This window comes from Sporosarcina luteola (genome assembly GCF_023715585.1).
GTDB classification, from domain to species: domain Bacteria; phylum Bacillota; class Bacilli; order Bacillales_A; family Planococcaceae; genus Sporosarcina; species Sporosarcina luteola_D.
Map to the genome: position 1 here is coordinate 15,241 of NZ_JAMBOK010000006.1, position 17,709 is coordinate 32,949.

Below are 17,709 nucleotides of genomic sequence, written 5' to 3' on the forward strand. Positions count from 1 at the left end.
CGACCTCCACATTATTGTCTATTCACCTACCCCTTATTCTACCCCAAAACTTTTTCCCGGGAAATAAATCGATTTACGGGCTTTATTGTCGTCCACTTCGGTAAAACATGTTCAACCTTCATCACCAACACAGTCCGGTCGTCCGCCACAATTCCAAACTTCCTTTCCATTTCGTACATGATACGGTCAGCCATAGGCTCGCAAGAAAGATGCTCATACTTTTCCAATATTCCATAGATCGCATCTTCCTGTTTTTCAATTGTAACGGATCCGTTGAATACACCGTCCGTCAGCATGACGATAATATCTCCTGACTTCAATTCCTCATTTGTAGCTTCCACTGAAAATGACGGCAGGAACCCGACAGGAACCGATTTGCTATCCAACCGGAGGAAATCTTGGCCCCGTTTAATGTATGTGCTCATAGAACCCGCCTTCCAAGACCAAAGCCGTCCATCCTGCAGATCAACCAAAGCCAGATCGAGCGTCGCATACATATCATCAAGCCCATTCAGCGACATCATATAATGCAATGTATGCATCGCCGTTTCCGGATCCATCTTCCGGTCCAGACATTCCCGCATGAGACGAATCACTTTCCGGCTTTCCCGGTACGCATTTATATCATGACCCATGCCGTCCGACAGTAGAACAGCGGTGAGTCCATCATGAATTGGAAACACTTCATAGGCGTCTCCTGCATGGAACGTCCCTCCCCCTGCCGTTGCTACAATTCCATATTCCAATGTAAAACGGACAGACGAGGAAAACATCAGTTGGATATGAGGGAATGGGTCTTGCAACGCGACAGTCTTCTCCACTTTAAACGGCTCTCGGTAGACTTCCTCCAAAAGTGGTAATAGTAGACGTTCCGCCACCGTCATATCCGTCTCGAAATCCGCACGTCTTTCGGGAATTGAAATTACGATCCGGTAAGCTCCCTTCTCCTCGGATAATATATCGATCTGATAATATTCGATTCCTTGCGACTGCAAGTGCTTCCCCAATTCCTCCTCCGCAAGATGGTTAACCGACAACTCCCCCTTTATATCATTCATGATCTTCTCTAAATGAGTGCTCATATCTCTCAATTGTAAGGCAAGCATTTTCCGCCCGTGCTGAAGCTGCCCCATCAAGAGATGATTGGAAGCCGACTCCTCCAACTCGGAAATTAAACCCGAAGAACGGATGCACTTATATTTGATCCTCTCTTCGACACGATGGCGTGCCGCTTTCTTCGTCGCCGAATACGTCCCTTCCCACTCATAAAGGAGACGGGCCATTCCTTCTTCATTCCCCTCCCAGCATTTCGAATATCTAAAACAGGACTGGCATATTGATGGGATATTCTGCGCTGCATTCACGTCATCCGAAGCGAACCGATCATTGACGAGATTGGACATAAATTCAGCAAACTGTTGAAAATCCGATAATTGCTCATCAAGACGGTCGGTCAGCCATTGCTGCCGTTTCACGGAAATATCCTGTTGACCTGTCGGCGTGATCATCCGCCCGATCGGCTCCACTTTCTTTGCCGGGACAAAGAAAAACAGAAGCGTCGCCAGGCCGATCGTCATGAAATGGGATGTATCAAGCGGCAATGTAAAATCGTATAGAAGAAAGAAGACAGATACAGCAAAGCCGCCTGTTGCAATACCCAATTTCCCGAGACGTTTACAAGCACCCGCGAAAAAGCCCGTCATGCCGTATACGGCCATCATCCCGGTAAACGACAATTCCGCAACTCCTGCAATTGCCGCGATCATCATCGCAATCGTCGTCGAAAACGGCAGCCCTCCGGCTAACGCTGCCAATAAAATGGTCAAATGAAGCAGCAATCCTGAAATTGAAATCGGCCCGACCATGAGATTGCCCATCCCCGTCGTCGCCATGATGCCGACAATGCAAACAGCCCCGAGACGTTCCGGCGACCACTGGCCATAAAAGATGCGCTCACGATGAGGAAATGCAACAAACAGAAAAAATGTCATGAACAGTGCCAACACAGCTTCGAAGCCGATCGACAATTGCACATCGACAGGCGTATGCCCGCTATGCATGACAAACTGCCATAAAACTTGGACAACTATGATCGTCCCTGCAACCGTCATAGGAATGGACTTCCTCATAAGAGGGTGCTTACTCACCACATTGAACAACAGCAATTGCAGTAAATGGATCACCGCTTGTCCCAGTCCTAAAAATGCCCCACCCGCAATTCCACCGATGAATACATAAACAAGATGATTCCTGAATCGCATCTGTGCCAATGCCCAAATTGGCAGGAAAAAAGGGACGGCTGCGTTGAACAGAACGGCTTGCGACAAGAAAAACGTGCTCAGTAAAAAGAACGCCGCCATCAATACATACATCTTCCGCTTGCCCACCGTGCTCATCACTTGACGAATCTGTTGGCCTACCGGTCTTTCAAGATTGCCTATCATCTTCATCTCAACATTCCCCCTATGTCTACTTGTCCCTGAGTATACATAGGTCAAGCCAAAGAATTTGTCTGTTCCTGACAAGGGGTCCCACAAATCTTTCGACGAGTTCCGTAGGAATTTTCTGTTTTCCAACGAGAGGTTGACAGACTCCGTCGACCGTTGTATTATGATTATTGTCGTTCGAAATCAATTGAACAACATGGCGGCGTAGCTCAGCTGGCTAGAGCGTTCGGTTCATACCCGAAAGGTCGTGGGTTCGACCCCCTCCGCCGCTATAAAAGAAAAGCGGAAACGACCGCTTAGGCCTGACAGGCATAAGAAAACCCAGCGTAGTGGCGCTTTTTGCCACTTAAGCTGGGTTTTCTTATGACCCGAAGGCCTGGTCGTTGGAGCAAGACAATAAGAAAAGCGTCCAGTCTTAAGACTGGACGCCTTTTTCATATCAAAATACGCATAAATCACTGGAATCACGCATAAAACGAAAAACTCACGCATAAACGCCCCCAGAAACGCATATACTCCCGGAAATACTCATAAATGTCTACAAATGCGCATAAACTCTTCTAATCACGCATAACTCATGAACAAACTTACCTTCTTATCGAATCCACTCGATTTGTTTCTTATGATGCGAATCATACCAAACAAATTCCGTGAAATTTCAATCAATCCTTGTAAAAAATTATTTACGAGCATTTGGAAGCTTTTATGCGTGTATAAAATCATTTATGCGCATTTCGGTGGATTTATGCGCATCTGGATGAACTTATGCGTCTCTGAGCAGATTTATGTGTAATTCTAGCAAGCTTATGAGTGTTTGTCGGTAACTGCACAAAAAAAACGATCTGACATCATAACTAGATGTCAGATCGCTCATAAGAGATTCATTTCCACTAATTGAAACAGCCAGCAAGTTACCCTCTTCTTGCGCCACGGCCACCGCGTTTAGATTCTGTTGCTCTTTTCAAAGTTGAAAGGCGTTCTTCACTGTCTTTCATGAATTTCGCCATCTTTTGCTCAAAATTCTCTGGACGCTCATTATGGCTAGGACGGCCACCGCTGTGACGAGGACGTTGAGGGCGTTGAGGACGTTCAGCTTCCGGTTTCGCTTTTCTGATCGATAACCCGATTTTTCCGTCAGTGCCGACATTCATCACTTTCACTTCAACCATATCGCCTACTTTTAGGTGGTCATTGATATCCTTCACATAATTGTCCGCTACTTCACTAATATGGACCAGACCAGTTGAACCGTTCGGCAGTTCGACGAACGCACCGAAGTTTGTGATCCCTGTAACTTTCCCCTGTAACTTGCTGCCTACTTCAATTGACATAAAAAAAATGCTCCTCCTTAAGATTTAAACGGCCCTTTTCAGATGCCTTTTTACCATATGGCGAGTCCTGCGAGTGCAAGATCCTTACTTTCATTATAGCCAACAAAAAAAGAGTGTCAATAAGACTACTCTTTTCCGTCATCTTTTTCTTCTTTTTTCTTCTTATTTTCAGGAACAGAGAAGATGATTTCATTTTTGTCAGATAGGAAATATTCTTTCCTTGCAAGCTTGGCAATATAATCATCATCATCCAATTTCACAAGCTGTTTCTTGAGGAGTTCTTGCTCTTCCTTCACTTCTTCCAACTTTGCGAGCGTCTCCACTTTTTGCTGTTCCTTTTCCTGCAGCGTCTGCTGTTGCTGAATATACATATTGGTCAACCCGCCGAGCACTACAAATGCAATGACTGCATAGATGAACAGTTTTCTCTTAAGCCGCTTTTTCTGCTTGTTTCTCCATACTTCCTTTTTACGCAACGAGCGGACATATTCAGTTTCAATCGATGCAATGGTCGTGGTTGATTTCCTTTTCCTTTGCTCCATGTCCTGGCACTCCCTCTCATTACGGTACGAAATCCGATAAGTCTAGTAATTATACATCATTCCGCATCGGATTTAAAGAGAGAGTTATAGACTTTATTATATAGATAGATGAAAGGAGATAGTAGAAACGACACAATCTTAGCGAGCAACTTGAATATGTGGGTAATGATTTTCACTACGAGCCTAATGATGAACATAACCGGCTTAATGATCACCATATTCAAGACTCTGCCGAAAAACCTGAAAGGCCGGTGGAAAATTGATGCGTATAACAACATGCCGCAAATTTGGGCAACCGGGTCATACATCCTCCATGCCCCATCCCGGACGATGAATAGAACGTAGAACGATGCACACCCGATCAAAATCCAACCGATCACTTCCAAAGGAACCGCGTATTTCCGGATAATCGATGTCTTGCCGGTCGCATCCACGCCCGTTCCGATCAAATCCATGAAAACCCCTGCCCCAATGCCTGTCCCAATCATTGCAAGAAGACTAAGAAACTGGACGGAGAGACTCATCCAAATAATTTATGGAGGAAACCACGCGAACTTGCATCTTCTTCGTCATATTGCATCGTGCTGATTGTGCCTTCTAATGTAAGAAGCCCTTTGTCTACATCCAAATGGACGATGCGCAGCTCCTCCCCGCGAATGACTAATACTCCTTGAGATGTCCGGACGATGAACTCTTCTTGGTCGAACCGATCGATTGTTTTTACAGATGTAAGATCCATTCTTTTACGATTTCTCATCGTGATGACATGATCCCCCGATGGAATTGCGTATGTTGGGTTGTCGGTCTGGATTTGCATACTATTCCTCCTTTGCTTGTACGTTCACTGCCATCCTATGCGGACATATAAAAAAACATGACAGGAAAATTCCTGTCATGCCCTCAATCTTCATCATCAATAAACTCTGGTTCCACCTTGTCCAACTTCTCTTCTTTCACAATCGTATACATCGACGCAGCATCATCCTTCTTCGTCGACTCCTTCAACATCTCAATCTTTACTGTAACAATCTTTTGTCCAAAGCGGATAGCCAGCTCGTCGCCAGGTTTCACGACCGACGAAGCTTTTGACACCTTGCCGTCAATCGTGATCCGGCCCTGGTCCGCCACTTGCTTCGCCAATGTCCGCCTTTTAATTAAGCGTGACACTTTTAAAAATTTATCCAATCTCATTTCTTTTCTTCCCCCTTCGCCTGTTGCCAAAATCCTTCTAATTCATCGAGCGTATAAGCAGAGAATTCTCCTCTGCCGGTCTTCACACTTTGCTCGACGAACGAAAAGCGCCGTTTGAATTTCTCATTCGCATGCGCCATCGCTTCTTCAGGAGATAGTTTCAAGAACCTCGACAAATTGACGAGTGTGAATAGGACATCCCCGAGCTCATCTGTCTGGCTCTGCTTCGTTCCATTCGCCACTTCGTCCTTGAATTCCTGCCACTCTTCCTCGAATTTATCGAAAGCGCCTGTTATATCCGGCCAATCGAATCCAACCTTCGCCGCTTCTTTTTGGTAGTTAAATGAAGTGAGCAGCGACGAACTATGACGTGCCTGTCCATCCAAGAGCGATTCAGCTTGCGGTTTCTCGGTTTTCTTGATTTCCTGCCAATTTTTTAAAACCTCATCCGAATTCTCCACGTCCCGGTCTCCGAACACATGCGGATGACGGCGGATCATTTTATCGCCAACTGACTGCAGGACGTCTTCCATCGCAAAATAGCCGTCATCTTCGCCGATTTGCGCATGAAGGAATACTTGTAGCAACACGTCGCCCAATTCTTCGATGACGCCTTCATCGTCTTCTTGATCGATTGCTTCGAGCAATTCATGCGCTTCCTCGATCAAATATCGTTTCAACGATTCATGCGTCTGCTCGCGGTCCCACGGGCAGCCGTCCGGAGCACGCAATGCGGCGATAATCTCCCGGAATGTCGACCATTCCTTTAAACGCCCCTCGCGCTCCCTAACAGGCGGCACGTAAACTGTCGTCAAATTATCGATTTCCGTTTCACGATCCAATTCGAACAACGGAACAGTCCGAAGCTTTTCCAATGAAGAGCCCGCCGCTGTAACAATCGTAACCGGATGGTCATAGGCATACTTCTCCATAAGCGAAAGCTTCACTTCAGAAGCGATGAACGAATCATACACTTGGCCGATCAATACATGCTGCGTCATCATGACGTCATCGCGCTTGATGTCCGTTCCATCAAGCAATTGGAACCCTTCAATTGGATCGATACGAAGCGCTGCAAAGATCGGATCAAGGAAACTGTTACCCCCTGCAAGTTCAAGCTGCACTATGCCAGCACGTTCTTTTTCAATCAATAATTGAACTGTGCGCTCAGCAACGAGTGGATGTCCTGGCACGACATACGTTACTGCCTTTTCGTTTGCCATCAACACTAATTTCTCAACAATTTCTTCATACACTTGCTCAAACTCATCATTTTTTATATAAATCGCGTCGAAACTCTCTATTTCCATGCCTTCCGCCCGCAATTCCTCAATAGCAGGATGCTGGTCCGTCCTCGCAACGACGAACTCCGCTCCCTTCAGCTTCCGATATACACCTAGGGACAGTTGGTCAAGATCCCCGGCGCCAAGACCGATAATTGTAATCGTATTCATCTATTCACCTTCTATTTTTAGTAAGAATCAATTGTATACGGGCCAATCTTTTTCCGAACGGCAGCAAATACCATTCCTTTTCCGCCATTATACGCGATTTCATGATAACGACTAGGAAAACGCCCGCCCCTAGCGAGACTGCAGTCAATGCTGTCAACGTTGCACTGATCCGAGATGACAGGTTGTCGAATAAAACCTGATCCGCTGCAAGCATCCAAGGGAAAATGACCGCTGCCATCGCAAGTGTTGCAAGGAGTAGCCAACCGTAAAAACGGAAAGGGGCCAGTTTCATCGGCCACACGGTTTTGAAATAAAGAAGAAGCCCAAACGCAATCGCCGCAAAACCGATATTCCCTGCAAGCGCTGCACCTGTTACATCATAGAGCGGCACTAACAAGTGATTCGCGATTATTTTCACGACAAGTCCGCCAAGAAGGAACAGCGTCGGTATTTTCACTTTGCCGGCACCTTGTAAAATTGCGGTCAAAGGCAAGATGAGCGACAGCCAAAAAATCTGATACGCAAAAATGATTAGCGCTACGGAGCCGTCCCGCGTTTCAAACAGCATTTCATTCACATATGGCAGGACGAATGCAAGCCCGATCGCCGCAGCCCATCCGAATAAGAAAGCCGTCCTGAATGTCAGTTGTATGAACGGTTCCGCTCCTCGCCCATCCTTTTTTGCTGAATGATGCGCAATTAGCGGGACGATCGCGAGCGCCAATGTGGATGCGATTAAAATCCCCATCTGGACGAGCGGCTGTCCGCGGTCATAGACGCCTTTCAATTCCATCGCAGCATCCGCTACAAAGCCTTTCGTAAGCAAACTATTGTAAATCATAAACGAATCCGCCATTTGAAACAGCAGCAAGATGAGCGAACTCGCGCTGACGCTCAAACTGACAAACGTCAATTCCTTCACGATGCGCCACGTGTCCACTTGTATACGCGGCCCTTTATAGCCATTTCTGTAAAACAGGGCAAGTATGACAACGCCTAACGCCTGGCCGATAACAGCGCCCCACATGGCCACTTCGCCAGCCGTGTAAAGAGAAGCCCCCGCTTGCACCGCAATCCACGTCCCAACGAGGATAATCGCCACCCTTAGCATCTGCTCACCGACATTCGAAACGGCGACTGGCGTCATCTGCCCTTCTGACTGGAATGAACCCTTCAATACCGCAAGCATCGGCATGACAAGCACAATATAAGCACCTGCACGTAAAAGTGAGACGAGTTCCGGGTCTCCCATGGACTGCGCGAAAAACGGCGCAAACGTCATAAGAATGACGAAAAATGATATAGACAATCCGGCTAAATACAGAAAGGCAACCCGCTTGATCGCCTTCGCCTCTCCGTCGCTTGCGCTGCCCGCGAGCAGCTTCGAAACAGCCACCGCAAAGCCGTACGATGTCCACACGATGAAAATTCCAATGAACGGATACACTTGCTGGTAAATGAAAAAACCTTTATCTCCGACAAGGTTTTGGAACGGAATTCGGTATACCGCCGCCAGCAGTTTGACGATAATGGCCGATATCGTCAAAATCGACGCACCTTTCATGAATGTTTTCATATTCCAATCCGCTCTCGACATAGCTGCGCCTCTTTCGATGTTTACTTTGTTTCCAGTATAGCATTTCCGGCAAAACCTGTTCCGGTGATTTGATAGAGTACGCTCGTGAAGGCTAGAAAATCCTTTTATTCCGAGATGGGGTCCATTCTCTAAACTAGAGTTCTCGTTCCAAGGCGAGTAGTTCTCATTTATGCTGAATAAGTTCTCGTTAACGGATGAGAAGTTCTCGTTTATTCCGAAAGAGTTCTCATTCCCAAGCGATTAGTTCTCGTTTACTCCGAATAAGTTCTCATTTCCTAGCGAATAGTTCCCATTCCAAAAACAGCCACACGCTCCGTTGCAAATGAGCGTGTGGCTGTGTCATTTCATTTTCCTTAATAAATACAACAAATACGGCGTGCCGATAAGCGCAACGATAAGTCCGCTCGGGATGTCTTTCGGCGCAATCACTATGCGGCCTACAAAATCTGCAGTCACTAGGAGCAAACCGCCGAGCAAGCCCGAAACAATTAGCAACGGCAAATGGCGGAAGCCTACTAATCTACGGGCGATGTGAGGCGACACCAACCCGACGAAGCCGATTGTCCCAACAATTGCGACCCCTGCCGTACTGATTGCCACGCCTACGATCAACGCCCAGACGCGCGTCGATTTGACGGATAAGCCGAGACCCGATGCCACGTCATCCCCGAACGTCAACACATCCAAGCTGCGTGTCAAATAGATGGCTGGGCCGATGAGCAGAACAAGCAACAATAACGAGAGCTGCACATCCTCCCAACCTTTTCCGTACGTACTTCCTGACAGCCAGACGAGTGCTGCAGCGACCGCCAATTTCGCCTTCACGACAAACACTTGCGTCGCGGCTGACCCGAATGCCGATATCGCGATACCCATCAACGCAACGAGCATCGGCTGGAAATTGTTTTTCCAAGCCGTCACCATAATGATGCCAAGAGCAACGGCGGCTCCTACTACCGCACCTAGCGGCATATACTGAACAGGAATTGCCGGAATGGCGACCAATAGCAGCATCGCCCCGGCGCCGCCCATCGAAGTGACACCCAATACGCTTGCATCCGCCAACGGATTCCGTAAAACGCCTTGCAATAAAACGCCGGCAAGCGCAAGCATCACGCCGATAATGAACGCCGTAAGCACACGCGGCACCCGGAAATTCCAGACGACCGGTTTCATCCAATCGAGCGACCATGACATTCCGTTATAGGAAAATGCCAATGCAAATACTGTAACGATTAATATTGTAACAATCGAAATAACAACCGGCAGTTTGACCGGCTTCAACGTTCCGCCCATTTGGCGGTCGCCTTTCGTATGCGACTTCGCCGTCTTCCAAGCCAAATAAAGCAGCCAAGGTCCGCCAGCCAATGCCGTCATCGCTCCGACAGGCACTTCCTGTCCCGGCTGAATCAACCGGCCGAGCACGTCCGCCCCGATCAACATTACACTGCCCCATAGGAAGGATTGCATGAAGATCTGCAAATGGCCACGGACACCAAGCATCCGGACGATATGCGGAGCCATCAAGCCTATGAACCCGATCGGACCGACGACACTGACCGTCGTCGCCGCAAGCAAAATCGCTGCAGCCCACGCAACTAATTTAACGATACGAACGTTTTGACCAAGCGAAGACGCAACATCTTCACCTAACGATAGAATATCCATCGGTTTCGCGATGCCTAACGCGGCGATGAACAGAATAATGATCATCGGACCCGCAAACGCAACGCCGCTCCAATTCAACTGCACAAGCGTACCCGATCCCCATAAAAAGAGGCCGTTTGTCTGATTCTCAAACAACAGTTGCAATGAGCCTGTCATGGAAGCAAACAGCAAGGAGATGATCATCCCCGTCAAGGCGACGCGTACAGGCTCCATCTGCTTCCCCGCCAGAGTGACGACGAGCACGGACGAAAGCACGGCACCTGCAAGCGCAACGAGAAACGGAAAATCGCCTAGCAATGACGGAAAGAAGATCATCGAAACAACGACAAAGAAATACGCACCGGCATTGATGCCGAGCGTGCTAGCAGACGCCAACGGGTTATTCGTCAATGTCTGCAAAATGGCACCTGCCACAGCGAGCGCACCGCCCGCTAAAATGCCGATTGCCAGACGCGGAAGCCGTAGAGACAGCACGATATCCTGGATGCGCCCCTCTACCCAAACCTCCTTCACAAGCTGGGATACTGTGTAGTCAGCTTGGCCTTGCGTCAGATGAATGAAAGATAAAACGACCAACAGGAAAAGACCGATGATCATAACGAACAACGATCTTTTCCCTGAAGTCTTTCTAGCCATTATTTATTGACCATCGTATCGACGATTTTATTCAGCAATGTTTCGGCTGACAGCGGACCTCCATACAACCAAGTATCCTCACCGAGGTTAAATAGTCGGTCTTCTTTTACGAAATTCAAGTTTTTCCAAACAGCATTATCTTTCAATTGCTTTTTGTATACATTGTCTTCTTCCTGTACCGTATACAAATAATTCGCGTCTTCGTATTTCGTTAAGCCTTCGACATTAAATGTGCTCGATCCGAAGACTTCAAATTGATCCGGTACATGCACGTTTTTCAAACCGATTTTCTCAAGGATTTGGGAAGCCATGGAGTTCGGCGTGAAAACCCGGATTTCCGGCGCTTGAGGACCTGTGTAAGCGAGCGTCAAGATGACATCCTTCGTCTTCAGGTTGGCTTTTTCGATTTCTGCTTTCGCTTCAACATACTTCTCATCTAAATGTGCCAACACTTTCTCAGCTTCATCTGTCTTGTCTACAGCCTTTGCAATCTCATTGAAGGTTGTCGTCATTTCCTTGTACAAATCAATGGACTCGTCTTCCGGATATGGATTGAAGATGACTGTCGGAGCAATTTTCTCCAAATCTTTCAGCATCGCATCGTGACGGAAGCTAACACCGATAATCAAATCAGGCTCAATTGCAGCAATCGCTTCTAAGTTCGGTTCCTGCCGTCCACCTACATCAACGACGTCATCGCTCAATTCCGCATCGATATTCACCCAGTTATGATATTCCTGAATGTCTGCCATACCTGCTGGCTGTATGCCGAGTGCAAGTAGATCTTCCGCGTACGTCCACTCGAGGACGACGACTTTCTTCGCAGGTTTATCAAGCTTCACTTCACCGTTCGTACCGACGATGGTCACACTGTTTTCAGAAGTCTCGCCGCCTGCGCCTTTATCTTCCGTTTTCTTCGATGAACAACCGGCAACCAAAACTACACTGAGAGCCAGTACTAACAATGCTTTCATATATCTTTTCATGTATTTCCCTCCATACTGATAATCATTATCAGTTAGTAGTGTAATCTTTAGGACTGCCATTTGTAAAGTGTTTTCAACAAATTAATGATTATCATTCTCAATTGGTTGAGAATATGTTATGCTTCTAAGTAATGATTCATTCTTTTTAGGATAATTGAAACGGAGGCATTCTAGTATGCACCCTACTATAAATACGAAAGACCTTTCCATCGGTTATGAAGATCATCTTCTTTTCGAGAATTTGAGCTTGGCAATTCCTCGTGGTGAGATCACCGTCTTCGTCGGAAGCAACGGTTGCGGCAAGTCCACATTGCTCCGTTCAATCGCCCGTTTATTGAAGCCTTCGGACGGCTCCGTCTTGCTGGAAGGGAAAGATATTCATTCCATGTCTTCCCGCAGTGTCGCGAAGAAGATGGGCATCCTCCCCCAAGGTCCCGTCTCACCTGAAGGATTGACGGTTCATGACCTCGTTAAACAAGGTCGCTACCCTCACCAATCATGGCTATCCCGCTGGACTGCAGAAGATACGAAGAAGGTCGAGGCGGCGATGGAAGCGACGAAAATCAGCGACCTTCGTGACCAGGCGATCGATACATTATCGGGCGGCCAGCGCCAGCGTGCATGGATTGCCATGACGCTCGCGCAAGACACGGACGTCATTCTGTTGGATGAGCCTACGACATATCTTGACATGACTCACCAAATCGAAATTTTGGACCTTTTGTTCGAGTTGAATGAACAAAAGGGCCGCACGATCGTCATGGTGCTCCATGATCTGAATTTAGCTTCCCGTTATGCCCATAATATTGTCGCTATTAAAGACGGCGGTGTTTATTCGCAAGGCAGACCTGAGAATATCATCACTTGCGACCTTGTCCGTGCGGTGTTCGGCATGGAATGTCAAGTGTCGACGGATCCCCTTTTCGGGACGCCACACTGTGTTCCGTACGGTCGTGGACGCTGCGTCGTGCAGGAAGTTAGGAGCAATACAGGTGCCTAAGCTGAACGACGAGCACATTGCATCATTGGAACGATTTGGCGTGTTTCTGAACAGGCAGCCTGATGCATTCACGAACGTCAATGCAATCTTGTCGGAAACGGCCAGCACTGAATTATTATCGGAAATTAAAGCATTAACCGACGCGCCGACAGATGCCGTGGCGGCTTCCATTTATATGAGGAGGCACGGTTTCTTTATGACAGGACTGTTCCATATGCTCAGCAAATTCAACCTGCTCTATACCGGCAAGTTGGAGGATGTCTCTTTATTCACCGAAAACGGGACGATCCAGTTTTCGATCTCAGCGGATTCATTCGAGGATGTCCACGACCGGCACGGAGCGGTTCGTTTCATTCTCGAGCAGTACGGACATCCAGTCGTCGAATATATGGGCAAGCGCGCGCATGTTTCCAAGCTGATCTTGTGGGAGAATGTATGGGGTTACGTGCTATGGATGTATTCCATGCTTCTTAACGAAGGGTGCCCTACTGCCCAAAGTGACCTCGATTTCTTGGTGGCGGATGAAACATGGAAGCCGCATATGAGGCGCTCGCCCTTTAAACAGTATTTGCAGAATGAAGAGCCACTTGCCGCCATGGCAAACTACAAACGGACGACTTGCTGTCTATTAAAGGAACTGCCCGATACGAAGAAATGTCCGTATTGCCCGTTGAATAGAACATGAAAACAGCCTACCCGCACCGGTTTTTTCTGGTACGTGAAGGCTGTTTTTTTATCCTCTATGTGTATAGAAAAAACTGCACTCCACTCATATAGCATAATAAGCTTGTCTGTCTTTTACACTTGAACAAAAAACTTTTTTCATATTTCATAAGCCAAAGTTCAATATAAATTGTCTAATGTATAGAGAGAAAGTCAAAAGGGGGTAATTCTCATTGAAAAGTTGATAAAGAAAGCCAAACGGGGGAATAAAACAGCTTTCATCCAATGCATCGAGCCGTATGAAGCAGATTTATACCGAATGGCGTTTGTATATATGAAAAACGAACACGATGCTGTAGATGTTGTCCAAGAAACCATTTTAAAAGCTTATGAAAAAATGAATACATTGAAAGAACCTGCGTACTTTAAGACTTGGCTCATTAAAATTGTCATTAATACTTGCCTTTCTAAATTAAAGCGATCTGAAAAATTGATACATATTGACGAAAAACACTTAGCTTTATTACAAGTTACATCAGCAGACTTTTCACTCAAGCTTACTTTACAAAGTTTGATCGATGAATTATCAACTGAAGAAAAAAACGTCATACTTCTTCATTTTTATCAAGGCTATTCATTTAAGGAAACAAGCGAATTCTTAGAAATACCTTTAGGAACTGCAAAATCCGTCTGCTATAGGGCTATAAAGAAATTACGCATACAAATTGAGGAGGTAGACTTTTATGAATGAAATAAAAAAATCCATTGAACAAATACCTCTCCCTGACAATTTACATGAAGTCTCATATAACCGTTTACATAAAGTCGCGCTTAAAAGGACTAAACGTTGGATGCTGCCGACCGCCGCCGTGCTATTTTTGATTTTATGTTCTACACCCATCGTTTTTTCCAACTATGTTTCCATTAGTGACTTCTTCGAATCAAAGGACAAAAAAACAGCAGCAATCGATGACTCAAAAATAGTCGTGGAATCCGACATGTTTACAATTACGTTAAAACAATTTGTCGATTTCAAAGAAAACAAACGGTTCATACATGAACTGAATAATATACCCTTCACATTAACTGACAGGGAAATGCTTGATCTATTAATTGAAGATGAATTATTACTGCTTGAGGCGAAAACCCATGGAATTGTCGTAACAGAACAAGAGGTATTTGAATACGCGGAGCAAACAAAGCAGACAATAGCAGAATCAAACGATGTTATTATGACCCAAATCAATGAGGAATTAGCAAAACGATTAGGCGTTACAGCAGAAGAATACTTTACGCACCCATCAACTTTAAAACAATACGAGTCAATGCTCACTTCAAACAACTATATTTCGGAGCTCTATTCGGATGGTGTCCTAAATGATCAATATACACCCGATCAATATAAAGCCGATTTGCATGAAAAATATGCAAAGCAACTAAAAATAAATCAAGACACTTTAAAAGTAATAAAAAATTGATGATTTTACAAAGCGAAACTTTCTTAACTAGAAATTAAGTTATATAAAAACAGCACACACGCCTCGATTGTTCCCGATGCATGCAGGCTGTTTTTCATTTTCCGTTTTTTAACATATTATCATTGTTCCCAAGGATTCGGAATACCTTTCATTTCTGGATTTTCCCAGAATTCAGGACCAGGATAACCTATATACAAATAAAGGTCATTGTTAGGAGTTTGTGTTGTTGCTTTTATCATTTGAAACGTCTCATCTGAGTAGATATAACGATTGTATTTGTCTTCAATAAATTTCAATCCCTCATAATGAGTAAATAATTCATCAAAGTAATCTTTATCTACTTTTATTAAGACAATGGAGTCTAATTTATCATTATAAAAATTGAAACTCGCTAATCCATCATAATTTATGACAAAATCAGACCCACTTCCATCCGCTTGACCTATTATATAGTTTTCACCTAACCGTTCAATTATCTTTGATGGTGAGTCGCCTAATGTTACTCCGTGAAAATATAGGTAACCTTCTTCTTTAGTGAATGCGGGTTTGGCTAAGTCTACATTCACGTTGGTTGAAGAAGGGTTTTGATTTTTAATGTTCTGTTGCGTCATAAATAGATATTTTCCCGCTTTTTCTTCCCAGTGCGGTTCTGCATACGATAGTGTTAAAGAAAAATTTCCGTCAATTGGCTGCGTTGATGCCTTTAAGATTTGATTGGAATCATTAGAGTAGAAAAAACGATCATCATAAATGCCAAAATCTATAAACTTAAACCCATCAAAGTCATTAAATAATTTGTCAACGTAATCTTCATCTATATTCATGAATGCGATTGAATCTAATTTATTATTAATAAAGTAGAACTTCACCTGACCATCATAATTCATTACAACGTCTGCCTCACTGCCGTCTTCTTCACTGTCATCCTCTTGCACGATTGTAAAATTCTCGCCAAAGACTTCGATTACTTTTGACTCTGAGTCACCTAACGTTATTCCATCAAGATAAAATAACCCTTGTTCTTCGAAGAATATGGGTTTTGATAAATCTATATCTATTTCCGCTGGAGACGGTTGGTCGGCTACTGACGGTTCATTATCAGTCAATACTTCGTTTAAGACAAAAAGCATTGCGCTCATGGTTACTACTGCCGCAATTACGACATATCTCCAATTATGTTTTGGTCTTTTTGACCTGTTTTGGATTTCATCCACAACGTTTCGCATAACCCTTTTTTTACTTTCCGTTACATCCTTCACTTCAGTAGGAATGAATTTATCCATTTAATAGTACCTCCCATTCAATTCCTATTAGCTGATTTTTCAACAGTTCTCTACCGCGTCGCAATCGGGTTTTGACTGTACTTTCAGGTATGGCCAAAAGACTCGCAATCGCAGCGATTGTCATTTCGTCAAAATAAAAGTAAATGAGGACTTCACGTTGTTTCAACGGCAATTTAAGAATTGCTTCTCCGATTAGTGTTTCTTCATCCTTTCTAACCAGTTCATCTGATTTCATCGAAGGTTCTGTTTGGAATAATTTGTTTTGCAACTTTATCTTTCTATACGTCCAGCTTTTCAAAAAATCTTTACTTTTATTAGCCGTCATTTTTGTTAGGAAGGCTTTTACTTCTCCTCGTTCTTCATAATTGCTTTGACTGTCGTAAAACTTTATGAATACTTCCTGTACAATGTCTTCTGCTGCTTGGAGATCTTTCACGTAATAATAGGCTAGCCGTATTAAATACTCCGTGTATTGAAACATCAATTCTTTTATTTCATTCGTACCTGTCACAGCTTCAACCCCTTTCCCTATATAGTAAACGATTCTCAAACTGCTCGGGTTTGTTTTTTTTCGGAATTATTTTAAATCTATTTCGTTCGGCATGTCGCAAATTGCGCTTAAGGAGCAAGGCTAAGCAGAGGAATTTCAAAGGTAATAAAAAACCATTTCCCCATTTATTGTAGTGGCGATTAGAACGAGTTATCTTTTTGGACAGGGATAAATTCCTGTGAAATAGTACACCTTCATTTGTAGTTATTGAGGTTCATCGGTAAGAATAAACTCGGATAACAATTGAAATCAAAACAAAAACAGCCCACACGCACCGATTCTTCCGGTACGTGCAGGCTGTTTTTCATTGTTCCATTTGTTTCGCCAAAAAATGTGCTGCGGTTTCTGCTGCTTTTTGTTCGGCTTCTCCGATAAAATGGACTTTCGATAGTAAATAGACGGCGCCAATTGTGTCCCCGCCCGCTACGATTGGAGCGATGCAGTAGGATTTCACTTGCTCGACTTGTCCAGGGACCCATTCTACTGCCTTTTCAAGCTTTTCCGTGACGATGGTGCGGCCCTTTAAAATATCTTCCACGTCCGGAGCCAATTGGCGATTCAAATAATCTTTTTTCGATAATCCGGATACGGCGATCATTTCATCCCTGTCACTGATCAGGGCGGGTGTTCCGAGGGTTTCGTATAGTGTTTCTGCGTACTCTTTCGCAAATTGACCGAGCTCGGAAATAGGGGAATATTTCTTTAGGATTACCTCGCCATCCCTGTCGGTGAAGATTTCAAGCGGGTCCCCTTCGCGTATGCGAAGCGTCCGTCTGATCTCTTTCGGGATGACCACCCTCCCCAGATCATCAATTCTGCGCACGATTCCTGTTGCTTTCATGCATGATGCCTCACTTTCCAAAAATTAAAACCGTTTTCCGTT

General features: G+C 45.0%; 17 protein-coding genes and 1 tRNA gene. 5 read left to right on the forward strand and 13 right to left on the reverse strand.

Annotated features, from left to right (window positions below; translation table 11 throughout):
• Nucleotides 1-38 precede the first annotated feature (38 nt).
• Nucleotides 39-2,450, reverse strand: coding sequence for a SpoIIE family protein phosphatase (locus tag M3193_RS16070; RefSeq protein WP_251629833.1), 2,412 nt, complete (start codon nt 2,448-2,450; stop codon nt 39-41).
• A 195-nt stretch (nt 2,451-2,645) separates the two neighbouring features.
• Here M3193_RS16070 and M3193_RS16075 point away from each other — a divergent pair.
• Nucleotides 2,646-2,719 (forward strand) — tRNA-Met (locus M3193_RS16075).
• 639 nt (nt 2,720-3,358) lie between these two features.
• Here M3193_RS16075 and M3193_RS16080 read toward each other — a convergent pair.
• From M3193_RS16080 to M3193_RS16120, 9 genes are all read right to left on the reverse strand, one after another.
• Nucleotides 3,359-3,778: a S1 domain-containing RNA-binding protein gene (locus tag M3193_RS16080; RefSeq protein ID WP_060204384.1), complete on the reverse strand. Its 420-nt coding sequence runs from the start codon at nt 3,776-3,778 to the stop codon at nt 3,359-3,361.
• A 125-nt stretch (nt 3,779-3,903) separates the two neighbouring features.
• Nucleotides 3,904-4,320, reverse strand: coding sequence for an FtsB family cell division protein (locus tag M3193_RS16085; protein ID WP_251629835.1), 417 nt, complete (start codon nt 4,318-4,320; stop codon nt 3,904-3,906).
• 56 nt (nt 4,321-4,376) lie between these two features.
• Nucleotides 4,377-4,844, reverse strand: a complete 468-nt coding sequence (gene yabQ, locus M3193_RS16090) for a spore cortex biosynthesis protein YabQ (protein WP_353056427.1) — start codon at nt 4,842-4,844, stop codon at nt 4,377-4,379.
• On the reverse strand, nt 4,841-5,137 hold the full coding sequence (gene yabP, locus M3193_RS16095; RefSeq protein WP_251629840.1) for a sporulation protein YabP: 297 nt from the start codon (nt 5,135-5,137) through the stop codon (nt 4,841-4,843). The genes yabQ and yabP overlap by 4 nt, the downstream gene beginning before the upstream one ends.
• A gap of 83 nt (nt 5,138-5,220) precedes the next feature.
• Nucleotides 5,221-5,511, reverse strand: a complete 291-nt coding sequence (locus M3193_RS16100) for an RNA-binding S4 domain-containing protein (RefSeq protein WP_251629842.1) — start codon at nt 5,509-5,511, stop codon at nt 5,221-5,223.
• Nucleotides 5,508-6,965, reverse strand: a complete 1,458-nt coding sequence (gene mazG, locus M3193_RS16105) for a nucleoside triphosphate pyrophosphohydrolase (protein WP_251629844.1) — start codon at nt 6,963-6,965, stop codon at nt 5,508-5,510. Before mazG ends, M3193_RS16100 begins: the two co-directional genes overlap by 4 nt.
• A 4-nt stretch (nt 6,966-6,969) precedes the next feature.
• Nucleotides 6,970-8,562, reverse strand: coding sequence for a putative polysaccharide biosynthesis protein (locus M3193_RS16110; protein ID WP_251629846.1), 1,593 nt, complete (start codon nt 8,560-8,562; stop codon nt 6,970-6,972).
• 339 nt (nt 8,563-8,901) lie between these two features.
• On the reverse strand, nt 8,902-10,827 hold the full coding sequence (locus M3193_RS16115; RefSeq protein WP_251629950.1) for an iron ABC transporter permease: 1,926 nt from the start codon (nt 10,825-10,827) through the stop codon (nt 8,902-8,904).
• A 38-nt stretch (nt 10,828-10,865) separates the two neighbouring features.
• Nucleotides 10,866-11,852: an ABC transporter substrate-binding protein gene (locus M3193_RS16120; RefSeq protein ID WP_251629848.1), complete on the reverse strand. Its 987-nt coding sequence runs from the start codon at nt 11,850-11,852 to the stop codon at nt 10,866-10,868.
• 175 nt (nt 11,853-12,027) lie between these two features.
• Here M3193_RS16120 and M3193_RS16125 point away from each other — a divergent pair, with 175 nt between their 5' ends.
• The 4 genes from M3193_RS16125 to M3193_RS16140 all read left to right on the forward strand — a co-directional run bounded on the left by M3193_RS16125 (nt 12,028) and on the right by M3193_RS16140 (nt 14,993).
• The gene (locus tag M3193_RS16125; protein ID WP_251629849.1) at nt 12,028-12,852 is read left to right on the forward strand and encodes an ABC transporter ATP-binding protein; all 825 of its coding nucleotides are present in this window, start codon (nt 12,028-12,030) and stop codon (nt 12,850-12,852) included.
• Nucleotides 12,845-13,537 carry a hypothetical protein gene (locus tag M3193_RS16130; protein WP_251629851.1) on the forward strand — a complete coding sequence of 231 codons (693 nt, stop codon included), beginning with the start codon at nt 12,845-12,847 and terminating at the stop codon, nt 13,535-13,537. The genes M3193_RS16125 and M3193_RS16130 overlap by 8 nt, the downstream gene beginning before the upstream one ends.
• Nucleotides 13,538-13,756: 219 nt before the next feature.
• Entirely contained in the window at nt 13,757-14,266 is a 510-nt protein-coding gene (locus tag M3193_RS16135; protein ID WP_285852047.1) for a sigma-70 family RNA polymerase sigma factor, read from the forward strand.
• Nucleotides 14,259-14,993, forward strand: a complete 735-nt coding sequence (locus tag M3193_RS16140; RefSeq protein WP_251629856.1) for a hypothetical protein — start codon at nt 14,259-14,261, stop codon at nt 14,991-14,993. Before M3193_RS16135 ends, M3193_RS16140 begins: the two co-directional genes overlap by 8 nt.
• A 119-nt stretch (nt 14,994-15,112) precedes the next feature.
• Here M3193_RS16140 and M3193_RS16145 read toward each other — a convergent pair whose 3' ends face one another.
• The 3 genes from M3193_RS16145 to spoVT form a co-directional block, all read right to left on the reverse strand.
• Complete coding sequence (locus M3193_RS16145) at nt 15,113-16,276, reverse strand: hypothetical protein (RefSeq protein WP_251629858.1); 1,164 nt, start codon at nt 16,274-16,276, stop codon at nt 15,113-15,115.
• Nucleotides 16,269-16,787 (reverse strand): sigma-70 family RNA polymerase sigma factor, encoded by a 519-nt coding sequence (locus M3193_RS16150; protein ID WP_251629860.1) that lies wholly within the window; start codon nt 16,785-16,787, stop codon nt 16,269-16,271. Before M3193_RS16150 ends, M3193_RS16145 begins: the two co-directional genes overlap by 8 nt.
• A gap of 343 nt (nt 16,788-17,130) precedes the next feature.
• A complete protein-coding gene (gene spoVT, locus M3193_RS16155) occupies nt 17,131-17,667 on the reverse strand; it encodes a stage V sporulation protein T (protein WP_060205952.1) in 537 nt (178 codons plus the stop codon).
• Between the last annotated feature and the right edge of the window lie 42 nt (nt 17,668-17,709).